Here is a 14,424-nt window from a genome sequence, read left to right as displayed (position 1 = left end):
AGTGTGGGGTCAGCCGACGCACGCCCTGGGTTCCCGCTTTCGCGGGAATGACGAAGGTGGGGAGGGGCCGCTTCCCACCCCAAAGCAGACGTCACACCCTACAACACATATTTGCTGAGGTCGGTGTCGCCCACGACATCGGCGAGCTGCTTGTCGACATAAGCAGCGTCGATGGCGAGCGTCGTGTCGGGGACGTCCTCGGCGGTGAAGCTGATTTCCTCGACCAGCCGCTCCATGATCGTCTGGAGGCGGCGCGCGCCGATATTCTCGACCCTTTCGTTGACCTCGGCGGCGAGCTTTGCGACGCGCGCGATCGCGTCGGGGGTGAAGCTCAACGTCACGCCCTCGGTGCCGAGCAGCGCGGCATATTGTTCGGGAAGCCCGGCCTTGGTTTCGCTCAAAATACGGACGAAATCCTCCTCGGTCAGCGCGCCGAGTTCGACGCGGATCGGCAGGCGGCCCTGCAACTCGGGGAGCAGATCGCTCGGCTTGGCAACGTGGAAGGCGCCCGACGCGATGAACAGGATATGGTCGGTTTTCATCGGGCCATATTTGGTCGCGACCGTCGTGCCCTCGATCAGCGGCAACAGGTCGCGCTGCACGCCCTCGCGGCTCACCGATCCGCCGCGCACGTCGCTGACCGCGATCTTGTCGATCTCGTCGAGGAAGACGATGCCGTTCGCCTCGGCATCGGCGAGCGCGACACGCGCGACATCGTCCTGGTCGAGGCGCTTGTCCTGTTCTTCCTCGATCAGCCGCGTCGCGGCCTCGATCACCTTCAGCTTGCGGCGTTTCTTGGGCAATCCGCCCATGGCCTTGCCGAGCATGTCCGACAGGTTGATCATGCTCATCTGCCCCGGCTGGCCGGGCAGATCGAACGGCATGTTCGGCGCGTCGGCGACCTCGACCTCGACCTCGCTGTCGTCGAGATGGCCTTCGCGGATGCGCTGGCGGAAACTCTGGCGCGTCGCCTCGCTGGCGCTCTTGCCGGTGAGGGCGTCGAGCAATCGCTCCATCGCGGCTTCTTCGGCGGCGGCGCGCACGGCGCCGCGGCGACGGTCCTTTTCGAGGCGCACCGCTTCTTCTACGAGATCGCGCGCGATCTGTTCGACGTCGCGGCCGACATAGCCGACCTCGGTGAATTTGGTCGCCTCGACCTTGATGAAAGGCGCGTCGGCGAGCTTGGCGAGGCGGCGCGAGATCTCGGTCTTGCCGCAGCCCGTCGGGCCGATCATCAGGATATTCTTGGGGCTCACCTCGTCGCGCAGATCGGGCGAAAGCTGCTGGCGGCGCCAGCGGTTGCGCAGCGCGACGGCGACCGCGCGCTTCGCGGCGTTCTGGCCGATGATGTGCGTGTCGAGGGCGGCGACGATCGCCTTCGGAGTCAGATCCTTGTTCATGCTTATTTCCGGATTTCGATGGTTTCGGAGGTGAACTGGTCGTTGGTGTAGACGCAGATATCGGCGGCGACCTCCATCGCCTTGCGTGCCAGCACCTCGGGGTCTTTCTCATAATCGGCGAGGGCGCGCGCCGCCGAGAGCGCGAAATTGCCGCCCGATCCGATCGCGGCGATCCCGCCCTTGGGTTCGAGCACGTCGCCGTTGCCGGTGATGACGAGCGTTACCTCCTTGTCGGCGACGATCATCATCGCTTCCAGATTGCGGAGATATTTGTCGGTGCGCCAGTCCTTGGCGAGTTCGACCGCGGCGCGGAGCAATTGGCCGTTGTGGCGCTCAAGCTTGGCCTCGAGCCGCTCGAACAGGGTGAAGGCATCGGCGGTGGCGCCCGCGAAGCCGCCGATGACGCTGCCGTCGTGGAGGCGGCGCACCTTCTTCGCATTGGGCTTCATCACCGTCTGGCCCATCGATACCTGACCGTCGCCGATGACGACGACCTTGTCAGCATTGCGGGCGGAAAGGATGGTGGTTCCGTGCCAGGGCGCGGCACTTTGCGCATGAGGATTGGTCATGGGCGGGGATATGGGAGATGGCGGGCGGGGCCGCAAGGGGAGGGGGCGTAGCGCGCTCAGCGCGGCGGATTTGTCGCGAGATATTCGACGATCGCCTTGACCTCCTGCGCCCGCTCGCGCGGGATCACCAATATGTCGTCGCCGTGCGTCACCACGATCAGGCCGGAAACGCCGACGACCGCGACGCGCTTGCCCTCGCAGGCGCGAAGATAATTGTCCGTTGCGTCGATCGCGATCACCTCGCCGATGCGGACATTGCCGGACCCGTCCTTGTCGCCGAGCTCGTGGAGCGCCGCCCAGCCGCCGACGTCCGACCAGCCGGGATCGACGGGCGCGACGACGACGCGTTCGGCGCCCTCCATCACCGCATAATCGATCGAGTCCGCCGGGCTGGCGAGAAAGGCGTCGGGATCGGGGTGGATTCGGGCACCGTCGCGCCGGGCCTTCGCGGCGGCCGCCGCGCAGGAGGAGGCCATCGCCGAATGCTGCCGTTCGAGTTCGGCAAGGAAACGGTCGGCGCGCATCAGGAAGATGCCGGCATTCCAATAATGCCCGCCCACGGCCAGCATCGCCTCGGCCTTGTCGCGCGGCGGTTTCTCGACGAAACGCCGCACCGCGCGGACCCCCGGCGCCTCGGCCAGGGGATCACCCGCGGCGATATAGCCATAGCCGGTCTCGGGATGCGACGGGGTGATGCCGAAGGTCGCGAGCGCCCCGGCCTCGACCGCCGGGCGCGCCGCTTCGATAGCGTCGAGAAAAGCGGGCACGTCGGTCATGACATGGTCGGCGGGCATGACCAGAATCGTCGAAGCGGGATCGTCGGCCAGGGTCGCGAGCGCCGCGAGCGCAATCGCCGGCGCGGTGTTGCGCGCGGCGGGCTCCACGATGATCCGCGCGTCGGCGATGCCCCCGGCGGCGAGGTCAGCCTCGACATGCGCGACATGCGCCGGGCCGCAGACGACGAGCGGCGCGGCGAAACGGGTGCGATCGACGGCGCGGCCCAGGGTCTGCAGGAACATGCTGTCGCCGCCGGTCAGCGGCTGAAACTGCTTGGGCGCGGTGCCGGTCGATACCGGCCACAGGCGAGTGCCCGAGCCGCCGGAGAGGATGACGGGAACGATCTTGCTCATCTTGATCCTATAGGGAAGGAAATCAGGCAGGCCAACTCAGCAGCGCGCGGGCACCGGGGGCCAGCGCAATCGCGCCGGCGTGGTCCGTTGTCACGCATTCACCGACATTCACCACTTCGCCGGCTATGCTGCATCCTTGTGACAGCGGAACGAAGATGAAGTCTCCGGGTTCCTGCGGCAGCACGGATGCGGCCGCCGGGCCCGAGAGATGCAGCAGCCGGAAATGCGGGCCGTCGACGAGCAGGCGATTGTCGGCTGCGGCGAGGCGGCCATCGCGCGGGTCGGGCCGCGGGCCGAGCGTGGCGACCGCGAGCCCCGCATCGAGATGCAGTTCGCGCGGGCGGCCATAATCATAGAGGCGATAGGTGCAGTCGACATTCTGCTGCACCTCGACGATCGTCAGCCCGCCGCCGATCGCATGGATCGTTCCCGCGCGATTATAGACGAAATCGCCGGCCTCCGCGTGACGCCAGTCGATCATGCCGGTGATCGAACCATCGAGCGCCGCATCGTGGAGCGCTTCGCGCGTCGTCGGCGCAGCGAGGCCGACGCCGAGTTCGGCGCCGGGTTCGGCATCCACCACCAACCAGCATTCCTCCTTGCCGCGCGGATAGCCCGCCGCCCTTGCCGCGTCGTCGTCGGGGTGGACCTGGATCGACAGCCGTTCCGACGTGAAGAGGAATTTGACCAGGATCGGCGCATTCTCTCCGGCCGGATGCGCAAACCATATCTCGCCGATGCGCCGCCCGTCGAAATCGCCGAAAGCGGCCGGGATGTCGGTGCGCCCCCACGGCTTTTCGACGACGATGGTTTCAAGGCGAGTCAGCGTGGGCATGGGAAGTCGGACCTGTTTCCTTTCGCCGGGATGGCGATCGGGGGGATCAACCCATAACCCGACAAGGCGCGCTTCGTTGCGCGAAAACGAGCAAGAGCTTCAGGCCGCCCGGTGCAGGCGGTTGCCGGTCGCGCCGCTCGGCTGATCGAGCCAGAGCCCGCGCGTGTCGTAAACGATCTTGTCGCTGCGTTCTTCGAGCGGGATCGACCGGAAGAGATCGTGGTCGACGAGAACGATCAGCAGTTCGCATTCCGCCAGCGCGCTGTCGAGGTCGATCAACTCGGTGCCGGTGCCCGCGAACTCGACCGGCAGGCCGCGCGCGTAAGGCTCGACGATCCGGATCTGTTGTCCGAAACGGCGCGCGAGCGCCGCGGCGACCTCGACCGCGGGGCTTTCGCGGAAATCGTCGATATTGGGTTTGAACGCGAGGCCGAGGCAGGCGACGCGCGCCTCCGGATGCTGCGAGACGAGCATTTCGGCGGCGCCGATGACGTGCGCGGTCTTAGCGAGGTTGACCTCGCGCGCGGTGCGGATCAGGCGGCTGTGCTCGGGTGCACCGTGGACGAGGAACCAGGGATCGACTGCGATGCAGTGACCGCCGACGCCGGGGCCGGGCTGGAGGATGTTGACGCGCGGGTGGCGGTTGGCGAGGCGGATCACCTCCCATACGTCGACGCCCAGATGCTCGGCCATCATCGACAGCTCGTTGGCGAAGGCGATGTTGACGTCGCGATAGCTGTTCTCGACCAGCTTCACCATTTCGGCGGCGCGCGCCGAAGTGGTGACGCAGGCGCCGCGCACGAACTGGCGGTAGAAGGTCATCGCACGGCGCGCGCAACGCGGCGTAATGCCGCCGATGCAGCGGTCGTTATCGACGAGTTCGACGAGGATGCGCCCCGGCAGCACGCGCTCGGGGCAATAAGCGACGAAGATGTCGGCGGCGCCGGTGCAGGCGCCGGGTACCTTGAGGTCGGGGCGAAGCTCCGCGAGCAGCGCGGCGACTTTCTCGGTGGTGCCGACGGGCGAGGTCGATTCGAGGATAACGAGATTGCCCGCCTCGAGCTTCGGCGCGATCGCGCGCGCGGCAGAGAGGACGTGACTGATGTCGGGGCGATGATCTTCGTCATGCGGGGTCGGCACCGCGATGACGAAGACGTCGGCGGGCGCGACGTTGGTCGAAGCGACGAGCGCGCCGCGCGACACGACGCCCTGGACGAGGCCGTCGAGATCGACTTCCTCGATATGCACCTTGCCGTTGTTGACGGTATCGACGACGTGCTGGCTGACGTCGATGCCGGTGACGCGGCTGCCCGAGCGCGCGATCAGCGCGGCGGTCGGCAGGCCGATATAGCCAAGGCCGAGGACGGTAACCTGCTGGTCGTTATCGATGGGCACGCGCAACAATCTCCGCTATTCGTGTGGCGGCGCGGCCGTCCCCGAAGGGATTATGCGCGCGCGCCATGGCGTTATAGGCGCCTTCATCGTCCAAAAGGCTGAAAATTTCCGAAACGATGCGATTTTTGTCGGTGCCGACGAGCCGCGCGGTGCCCGCTTCGATACCCTCGGGCCGCTCGGTCGTCTCGCGCATCACGAGGACGGGCTTGCCGAGCGATGGCGCTTCCTCCTGCACGCCGCCGCTGTCGGTGAGAACGAGGGTCGAGGCGCCGAGGAGGCGAACGAAGTGCGGATAGTCGAGCGGATCGATCAGCGCGACGTTGGGCAGGCCGCCGAGTATCGGCTCCATCGCGCTGCGCACATGCGGGTTGGGATGAACGGGAAAGACGACCGCGACGTCGCTCCGCGCGGCGATGCCGGCGATGGCGTCGGCGATGGCTTTCATGCCGTCGCCGAAATTCTCGCGCCGGTGCGAGGTGACGGCGATGATGCGCTGGCCCGCGAAGCGCGCCAGCAACGGGTCGAGCCCAGCCGCGAGCGACGGCTCTTCGTCGATGCGCGCCTCGGTCGCGAGCAAGGCGTCGATCACGGTATTGCCCGTGACGTGGATGCGCTCGGTGGGCACATTCTCGGCGCGGAGCGCCGCTGCGGCGGTTTCGGTGGGCGCGAAATGCAGGTCCGCGACCGCGCCGGCGACCCTGCGGTTCACTTCCTCGGGCCAGGGATGATAGATATTGCCGCTGCGCAGCCCGGCCTCGACATGACCGACGGGAATCTTGCGAAAATAGGCAGCGAGCGTCGCCGCCATCGTGGTCAGCGTGTCGCCGTGAACGAGGATGCGGTCGGGCTTCTCGGCATCAAGGGTTTCGCCAAGGCCCGTCACCAGCCGCGCCAGAAGCGCGTCGAGCGACTGGTTCGGGGTCATGACGTCAAGGTCGATGTCGGGCACGATCCGCGCGATCGCGAGCACCTGGTCGAGCATCTCGCGATGCTGGGCCGTGACGCATACGCGAACCTCGACTTCGCTACGGGCGTGTAAGGCATGGACGACGGGAAACATTTTGATCGCTTCCGGGCGGGTCCCGAAAACTGTCATAATTTTCATCATCGTCTCTCTAACCATCGAAAACCGGGAGCGGGGTTATGCGGGATTATATAGAAAGCATATCTTGCCGATAGGTTTAAGCGCGGCGTTTCCCGCGCCGCGTTGCCGCCGTTTGCCGGTCGATCAAGGGCGGACCGGACCGATCCGGCGGCTTTTCTTTCGATTTGAGGGAACCGGATCGTCTTTCGATCATTGAGGACGATGCTTCTCCGGTCTACGGCAGGAGGCGTTTCGTCGTGCGCGCAAGCCGCATGGGGGCGGACGCATTTGAACAGGATGAGTTTTGGTGTTTTGGAATCGAACGAAGCCGGCCAATGTCGTGGAGCGGCGACGTCACCGCCTTTCCGACGGCCGGCGTATCTATGCGATCGGCGACATCCATGGTCGCGACGATCTTTTTGCCGGCATCATCGACCGGATACGCGCGGACTCGGCTGCGCGCGATGCCGCGAACGGCAAGGCCGCGGTCACGATCATCCTGCTCGGCGATCTGGTCGATCGCGGGCCGCAGTCGGCCGAGGTGGTGGATCGCGCCATCGCGCTCGGGCAGGAATTCGACGATCTGCACCTGATCGTCGGCAATCACGAAGAATGTTTCCTGGCCGCCCTGACCGGCAGCGAGCGTCGCGTGCGCTATTTTTCCCGCATCGGCGGCGATGCGACGATGCGCAGCTATTGGCCCGCGGACGAGGATTATGATTCCCTTTGCTTTGAGACGCTGGCGGCGCAGCTTCCCCGGCACGTGCCGCAGGCGCATATCGATTTCCTGAATGCCGGCGAGGATCTGATCCAGATCGACGATTTCGTCTTCGTCCATGCGGGCGTGCGTCCCGGCGTTCCGCTGGAACGCCAGAAGGTGCACGACATGCGCTGGATACGCGAAGAGTTCCTGGACGATTTCAGCGATCATGGCGGACTGGTCATTCACGGCCATACCATTACCGACGAACCCGACATCCAGATCAACCGGATCGGGATCGATACCGGCGCCTTCATGTCGGGCCGCCTGACGGCGATCGGCATAGAAGGCGAAGAGCTTTGGTATCTAAGAGCCGAGAATTAAGGGTTGTCTCGACCCAAGGCCCCGGATAAGGGCCGGGTCCGACCCAAGAACCGCCAATCGACGATTGTGCATTCCCATGACCACCGGAAGTTCGCTATCATCATGAAACTGAGCAACCGGGGATATCTGCCCTCGTTTCGAGCGCCGGTGTGGGTTTTTCTCTTTTTCATGTTCGCCGTCTTTCTGTTGGGCGGCGGCTCGCGGTCCGACCTGGCGTCGTTGCCCTTTTTGCGCGGCCTGGCGGCGATGCTGATCGGCTATGGCCTGCTGTCGCTCGGGCCGGGGGACTGGAGAAGCGTCAGGGTGCCGGTGCTGTTGCTGGCGGGTGCCGCGCTCTGGATGATCGTCCAGCTTGTTCCGCTGCCGCACGACTGGTGGGCCGCGCTGCCGCGCCGCGACGTGATCGCGAGGCTCGATGCGATGCTCGGCTATCCCGATCTGTCGCGCCCGATCAGCTTCGCGCCGTCGATGACCTGGAACAGCCTGCTTTCGCTCACGGTTCCCGTTTGCGCGCTGGTGCTTGCCGGGACGCTGACCTTCGCCGAGCTTCGCGACGCGCTCAAATATGTGGTCGGCATCGCGCTGATCAGCGTCGCGGCAGGCGTCCTGCAGAAAATGGGCGGGGCGGGGTCGCCCGCCTATCTCTATCGCATCACCAACGTCGATTCGATGGTCGGCCTGTTTGCCAACCGCAACCACAGCGCCGCTTTTCTGGCGGCGATCCTCGTCATTACGGCCATGTTCCTGCGCGACGAGCTGCTCAAGCGGAAACGGCAGGCGATGGTCGTCATCGGCCTGGGGGCCGCGATCGCCCTGTTCGTGACCATCATCCTGACCACGGGATCGCGCGCCGGCCTTCTTGTCGGCGGCATCGCATTCCTTACGACGCACTATATGGTGTGGTCGGCGCAGCGCAAACAGCGCGGCCAGACCGCGTCCAAGGCGCGCGGAACGCGCCGCGAACCGGCGGCGCTCACGATCGCGAAGCTCGCCGCGCCGTGGGTGCTGCTGCTGTTCGTCGCGGGACTGTTCCTCGCCTCGAACCAGATGAATTCGCTGAGCCGGCTCGCCGACCTGTCGGTCGCCGCCGACATGCGCACGCAGGCCGGTCCCGTCGTTCTGAATATGGCGGATCGTTTCTGGTTGTGGGGCAGCGGCTTCGGGTCGTTCCGCTGGGTATTCCTGATATTCGAGCCCGACGCGATGCTGGGCGTCCAATATTTCAACAATGCCCACAACGACTGGCTTGAACTGCTGATCACCGGGGGGCTGCCGGCGGTGCTGCTGCTGGTTGCGGGACTGGTGTGGACCGCGCTGCAGTTTCGCGGCCATGGCGGATGGCGGACGCTGGACCGCCGCGGCGACGTTCGTCTGCCGATCGCCGTCGTGCTCCTGATCTTCGCGATCGCAAGTATTGTCGATTATCCGCTGCGCGTCCCGTCGTTGCAGGCATTTGTCGCAATTCTGCTGGTATTGCTGGCGAAATTCCGGGTATCGACCGGATCGGCCGAATAGTCCGGAGAATACGGCCGACCGGAATATCGGCCGAGGTGCGTGGCGCGCTGAAAAGCGGGCCGGAAATGAGGATTTTATGCGTCTGGTTCGTCCTATCATCCTGCTCGCCGCGCTCCTGCTGGGGGCCTGTGTGAAAGCGCCGCCGCCGGTCGCGTCGAATCCGAGTTTCAATATCACGCAGCTTCCCTCGCTTCCCGAACCCGAGGGCGGCGACGTGGTGCGATCGACGCGCCTGTCCTTCATCGGCCCGTTCAGCGAGCTGCGCGTCGAAGTCTTCGGCGTTCCCGACATGCAGCGCGACATCATGACCGACGGCGAAGGCAATTTCTCCTTTCCGCTGGTCGGAACCGTGGCGGCCGCCGGCAAGACCCCGTCGGCGATCGCCGAGGACATCACGCAGAAGCTGCGCGGCCGCTACGTTCGCGATCCCCAGGTCACGGTGAACTTCAAATCGTCGGTCAATCCGCTTGCGCTCCAGTCGCTTTCGGTCGCGGTCGACGGGCAGGTTCAAAAGCCCGGCAGCTATCCCGTCGTGGGCCGCGTGACGCTGATGCGCGCCGTGGCGCTCGCTGGCGGCCTGACCGAATATGCGAAGCTCGACGACGTGCTCGTGTTCCGCGAGGTCGGCGGTCAGAAGTTCGTCGGCGTCTATAACCTGGGCGCGATCCGCCGCGGCAATTATGCCGACCCCGAAATCTTCCCGAACGATGTGGTCGTGGTCGGCGATTCGCCGCAGCGCCGCATGTTCAAGGATATTCTGCAGGCTTCGCCGCTGTTGACGACGCCGCTGATCATCCTCGGCAACAATCTGTAGAGCAGGGCAATAATCGGAATGACCGAAGCGATCAGATCTGCGGACGGCGCCGCGCCGCGCGATGCCGTGCTCAATTCCATCGAGGCGACGGAAGAGCGGGGCCTGTTCGATCCGCACCTTTTGGAATCGGCCTACATCGCGCTGATGAACCACCGATACTGGGTGTTGGGGACGATCGCGGGCTGCCTGCTGTTCGGGTTGCTCGCCACCTTTTTGATGACGCCGCTCTATACATCGACCTCGCGGATCGAAATTCTTCCCGACAGCCCGGTGGAAACATCGGTCGAGGGCGCGCGAGAGAAGATGCTTTCGAACGAAGTCGCCTTCTACAACACGCAATATTCGCTGCTAGAATCGCGCTCGCTCGCGGAGCGTGTCGTTCGCGCCGGCAATCTGCTGTCGGACAAGGCGTTCACGGCGGCCTATGAGTTGGAGAGCGAAGCCGACGGCGAGCGGCCGACGAGCCAGAGCCGGCAGGCGGCGACCGACCGCGCGGTGGCTATCCTGCTGGACAATGTCTCGATTAATCCGGTGCGCACGTCCAGCCTGGTCGACATCAGCTTCTCGACGCCCTCGAACGCCCTGTCGGCAAAGCTCGCCGATCTCTGGGTGAAGCAGTTCATGCAGGCGAACACCGATCGCCGTTTTGCGGCGACGTCGGACGCCCGGCGCTTTCTTGAGCGCCGCATCGGCGAACTGCGCCGCAATGTCGAGGAATCCGAACGCTCGCTCATCAACTATGCGACGACCAACGACATCGTGACGATTTCGTCGCAAACCGACGCGACCGGCAAGACGCGGATCGACAAGACGCTGACGAGCAGCCAGATCGAGGAGATCAACAAGGCGCTCAGCGATGCCCGCGCGGCACGGATCGCCGCCGAGAGCGACCTTGCGAACACCGCGTCCGGGCCCGGATCGACAAATGTCGTTGCGATCAACGCACTCCGCCAGAAGCGGGCAGAAGTCGCCGCCGATCTCGCCAATCTTCGCACCACCTTTGAGGACGATTATCCGCAGATCCAGGCGCTGAAGGCGCAGCTGGCCGAGCTCGATCGCAGCCTGTCGACCGAATCGACGCGGTCGCGGCAGGGCAATCGCGAAGCCTATGACAGCGCCGCGAAGCGCGAGCGCCAGTTGCAGGCCGAGCTCGATCGGCTGGTCGGCGAATATGGCGCGCAGCAGCGGCGCTCGATCGAATATGCGATCCTTCAGCGCGAGGTCGACACCAATCGCCAGCTCTATGACGGCCTGCTGCAGCGCTATAAGGAAATCGGCGCGGCCGGCGTCGGCACGAACAATGTTTCGGTCGTCGAGCAGCCGCGCCCGGCGCGCATTCCCAGCAGCCCGCGCCTGATCCTGAACATGGCGCTGGCGCTGCTCGCGGGTATCGGCCTTTCGGCGCTGCTCGTCTTCCTGCTCGAACAGCTCGATCGCTCGATCCGCGATCCCGCCGACGTGGCGCGCCGCTTCGGCATGCCGCTGCTCGGCGCGATCCCGCTGGTCGACGAGGATAATTTCCTCGTCACGCTCACCGACAAGAAGTCGGTGCTCTACGAAGCCTATCTGTCGCTCCAGACCAACCTGTCCTTCCTGACCGATCATGGCGCGCCGCGCAGCCTGATGATCACCTCGACCCGGCCGGGCGAGGGGAAGAGCAGCTCGTCGATCAGCCTTGCGACCGTGCTGACGGGGATCGGCAAGTCGGTATTGCTCATCGATGGCGACATCCGCAGTCCCTCCGTGCATGAGCGGCTGGGGATGCCGAACAAGCGCGGGCTCAGCAATTTCCTTGCCGGCGATGACGATCTGAGCGACGTCATTTCCACGGTGCCCGAATTCGGTTTTCATATTCTGTCTGCCGGCCCGATGGCGCCCAACGCCGCCGAATTGTTCAGCTCCGATCGTTTCGACCGGCTGATTCAGGGCCAATTGCAGCACTTCGATCACGTCATCATCGATGCGCCGCCGGTGCTGGGGCTCGCCGATGCACCCTTGCTGGCGCGGAAGGTCGAAGGCGTGATCTTCACGGTTCAGGCCAACGGCACGACCATTCGCGCGATCCGCATTGCGCTGACCCGCATGCGCATGTCGGGCGCGCGCCTGTTCGGTGCCATCGTCACCAAGATCGGCAGGAAGAACGAACTCTACGGCTATGGTTACGGCGACGGCTATGGTTATGGCTATGGCGCTTCGTCGGATAAAGAAGCCTGACGGACCATGCAAAACGAGAGTCCGGCCGTATGAGGATCGTCCTCCGAACCGTTGTTCTGTTGCTCAGCCTGCTTTTCGCGGCGTTCGTCGGCGTATCGACCTTTGTGATCGGGAACCAGGTGAAGGCGCCACCCCTGGCGACCGCTATCGCATGGCCCATCGCGACGCTGGCGCCCGCGAATGATGCCTATAACGGCTATTCGGCCCGGCTGTCGCGCAACCCGGCAGCCCGCGTCACCACAGCCGAACGAAAAAATGCGCTGACGACCTATTTGAGCGAGCCCTTGTCGGTTCCGGGGCTGGCGTTGCTGGAGACGTCGCGCCTCGTCGCCAACCCCGCAACGAATTTCGCCTATCTCCGGACGGTAAGCGAGCTCAGCCGGCGGACCACTTATGTCAACCGGCGTCTTGCGGAAACCTATGGTCGTCAAGGCGACACCGTACATATGTTTCGCTGGCTGTCCCGCACGGCAAAGACCAATCGCGACTTCGAACGCGCCTATGTCGCCAGCCTGGCGGCGTCGCTCTCGCTGCGCGGCGCGGTCGAGGGGATCACGCCGCTGGTCGGCGAAGATCCGCCGTGGCGCGAGGAGTTCTGGCGTCTCGCGGTCAGGAATACCCCGGCGCTCGACCGTGCGGCGGCCATTCGAAAGAATCTCATTCGCGCGCCGTGGCGGCAGACACGGATCGACCAGGACGAACAGTGGCTGCTCGCGGCGCTTGCCGCCGCGGGGCGCTTCGATACCGCGCTCGACCTCGCGTCGGCGCTGGCGTCGGCCAATCATATCCGCAGCTTTGCACCGCAGGGGCAGTTGGTGAGGAACGACCGCTTCCGCGCGCAGTCGCGGCTGGAGCCGTTCGACTGGCGGCTGAGCAGCAGCAGCGACATCGTTTCGGCGATTTATCCCAAGGAGCCGGGGCTTTCCGTGGGGGCGATCACCGGATCGTCGGGCTCCGCCGCGCAGCAGCTCATCCAATTGACGCCGGGCGCCTATTCGCTCGCCTGGTCGATCAGCGCTTTCGAGAAATGGGGGGCGCATCAGGTCGCAGTCCGGCTTCGCTGCGCCGAAACCGGCGTCGCTGCGGCTCCGATCGATCCGGTTTTCCTCGACGACAAAGCGGGGAATGTGCGCGTCACCGTCCCGGCGGGTGATTGCGGCTGGTATTGGCTGTCGCTCGATATCGCCGTGCCCGACGACGGTTCGGGAATGGACATCGTCGTCAACCGCCTGTCGCTGGCCGCGGCGGCATCGGGCAGCGAGGCGCCGGCGGTGGCGGCCTCGATGGCACCCAGGCCGGCGATATTGGCGCCATGACGATGCGACGGGTCTTCGTCACCGGCACGGCCGGCTTCATCGGCTATCATCTGGCGCAACTGCTGCTGGACGATGGTTTCGAGGTCGTCGGGTTCGACGGCATGACCGATTATTATGACGTCGCGCTCAAGCGCGAGCGGCACCGTCTGCTCGCCGAGCATTCGAATTTTCGCGCCGTCGAGGCGATGCTCGAGGACCGCGAGGCGCTCGACCGCGCGATCGACGGCTTCCGGCCCGATGCGATCGTGCATCTGGCGGGGCAGGCGGGGGTGCGCTATTCGCTCGAAGCGCCGCGATCCTATATCGACGCGAATGTCGTCGGTTCGTTCAACCTGATCGAGGCGGCGCGGCGCGTGGGGGCCGGGCATCTGCTGCTGGCCTCGACCTCCTCCATCTACGGCGCCAACGAGACGATGCCGTTCGTCGAGACCGACAAGGCGGACACGCAGCTTACCGTTTATGCCGCAACGAAAAAGGCGATGGAATCGCTGGCGCATTCCTATGCCCATTTGTGGAATCTGCCGACGACCGCGTTCCGCTTCTTCACCGTCTATGGACCGTGGGGGCGTCCCGACATGGCCCTGTTCAAATTCGTCGACGCGATTTTGAACGATCGGCCGATCGACCTCTATAATCGCGGCGACATGTACCGCGACTTCACCTATGTCGGCGACCTTGTCCGGGCAATCCGGCTGCTCATCGACGTGCCGCCGCAGCGCCCGGTCTCGGCGGCGGAGATCGCCGACGGCGACAGCCTGTCGCCGGTCGCGCCCTATCGGACGGTCAACATCGGCAACAGCGACAAGGTCAGCCTGGCGCGGTTCGTCGAGGCGGTCGAGCAGGCGACGGGCATCGTCGCGCAGAAGAATCTGCTGCCGATGCAAAAGGGCGATGTGCCCGCGACCTGGGCCAATGCCGAACTGCTGCAGCGCCTGACCGGCTATCGTCCCGATACCGACGTTCGCGACGGCGTCGCCCGGTTCGTGGGCTGGTATCGGGATTATTATGGAAAATAGCCCGGGTGCAGGGAGCCAGTTTGCCGATCGGGCGTTTGCAGCGGCGACCCGG

General features: G+C 65.1%; 12 protein-coding genes. 6 read left to right on the top strand and 6 right to left on the bottom strand.

Features of this window, described 5'->3' with window-relative positions; genetic code table 11:
- Positions 1 to 98: 98 nt before the first annotated feature.
- The 6 genes from hslU to wecB form a co-directional block, all read right to left on the bottom strand.
- Positions 99 to 1,400, bottom strand: a complete 1,302-nt coding sequence (hslU, locus tag OJI97_RS02515) for an ATP-dependent protease ATPase subunit HslU (RefSeq protein ID WP_297660831.1) — start codon at positions 1,398 to 1,400, stop codon at positions 99 to 101.
- 2 nt (positions 1,401 to 1,402) lie between these two features.
- Positions 1,403 to 1,969, bottom strand: coding sequence for an ATP-dependent protease subunit HslV (hslV, locus tag OJI97_RS02510; protein WP_297660830.1), 567 nt, complete (start codon positions 1,967 to 1,969; stop codon positions 1,403 to 1,405).
- A gap of 56 nt (positions 1,970 to 2,025) precedes the next feature.
- Entirely contained in the window at positions 2,026 to 3,099 is a 1,074-nt protein-coding gene (locus OJI97_RS02505) for a mannose-1-phosphate guanylyltransferase/mannose-6-phosphate isomerase (protein WP_297660829.1), read from the bottom strand.
- Positions 3,100 to 3,121: 22 nt separating this feature from the next.
- Positions 3,122 to 3,934, bottom strand: coding sequence for a class I mannose-6-phosphate isomerase (locus tag OJI97_RS02500; protein ID WP_297660828.1), 813 nt, complete (start codon positions 3,932 to 3,934; stop codon positions 3,122 to 3,124).
- A gap of 99 nt (positions 3,935 to 4,033) precedes the next feature.
- Positions 4,034 to 5,329: a UDP-N-acetyl-D-mannosamine dehydrogenase gene (gene wecC, locus OJI97_RS02495; protein ID WP_297660827.1), complete on the bottom strand. Its 1,296-nt coding sequence runs from the start codon at positions 5,327 to 5,329 to the stop codon at positions 4,034 to 4,036.
- A complete protein-coding gene (wecB, locus tag OJI97_RS02490; protein WP_297660826.1) occupies positions 5,316 to 6,434 on the bottom strand; it encodes a non-hydrolyzing UDP-N-acetylglucosamine 2-epimerase in 1,119 nt (372 codons plus the stop codon). Before wecB ends, wecC begins: the two co-directional genes overlap by 14 nt.
- Before the next feature lie 286 nt (positions 6,435 to 6,720).
- Between wecB and OJI97_RS02485 the strand changes: the two genes are divergently transcribed.
- The 6 genes from OJI97_RS02485 to OJI97_RS02460 all read left to right on the top strand — a co-directional run bounded on the left by OJI97_RS02485 (position 6,721) and on the right by OJI97_RS02460 (position 14,372).
- Entirely contained in the window at positions 6,721 to 7,497 is a 777-nt protein-coding gene (locus OJI97_RS02485) for a metallophosphoesterase (RefSeq protein WP_297660825.1), read from the top strand.
- 168 nt (positions 7,498 to 7,665) lie between these two features.
- Positions 7,666 to 9,012, top strand: coding sequence for an O-antigen ligase (locus tag OJI97_RS02480; RefSeq protein ID WP_297660824.1), 1,347 nt, complete (start codon positions 7,666 to 7,668; stop codon positions 9,010 to 9,012).
- A gap of 76 nt (positions 9,013 to 9,088) precedes the next feature.
- Complete coding sequence (locus OJI97_RS02475) at positions 9,089 to 9,826, top strand: polysaccharide biosynthesis/export family protein (protein ID WP_297660823.1); 738 nt, start codon at positions 9,089 to 9,091, stop codon at positions 9,824 to 9,826.
- Positions 9,827 to 9,844: 18 nt separating this feature from the next.
- Positions 9,845 to 12,040 (top strand): polysaccharide biosynthesis tyrosine autokinase, encoded by a 2,196-nt coding sequence (locus tag OJI97_RS02470; protein WP_297660821.1) that lies wholly within the window; start codon positions 9,845 to 9,847, stop codon positions 12,038 to 12,040.
- A gap of 29 nt (positions 12,041 to 12,069) precedes the next feature.
- The gene (locus OJI97_RS02465; RefSeq protein ID WP_297660819.1) at positions 12,070 to 13,356 is read left to right on the top strand and encodes a hypothetical protein; all 1,287 of its coding nucleotides are present in this window, start codon (positions 12,070 to 12,072) and stop codon (positions 13,354 to 13,356) included.
- Positions 13,357 to 13,358: 2 nt separating this feature from the next.
- Positions 13,359 to 14,372, top strand: a complete 1,014-nt coding sequence (locus tag OJI97_RS02460; RefSeq protein ID WP_297660818.1) for an SDR family NAD(P)-dependent oxidoreductase — start codon at positions 13,359 to 13,361, stop codon at positions 14,370 to 14,372.
- Positions 14,373 to 14,424: the final 52 nt, after the last annotated feature.

Origin of the sequence: Sphingopyxis sp., from assembly GCF_025869345.1 — a bacterium.
In the GTDB taxonomy this organism is placed as follows: domain Bacteria; phylum Pseudomonadota; class Alphaproteobacteria; order Sphingomonadales; family Sphingomonadaceae; genus Sphingopyxis.
Note: the sequence above shows the minus strand (reverse complement) of the source record. Positions and strands in the feature narration are given on the sequence as shown.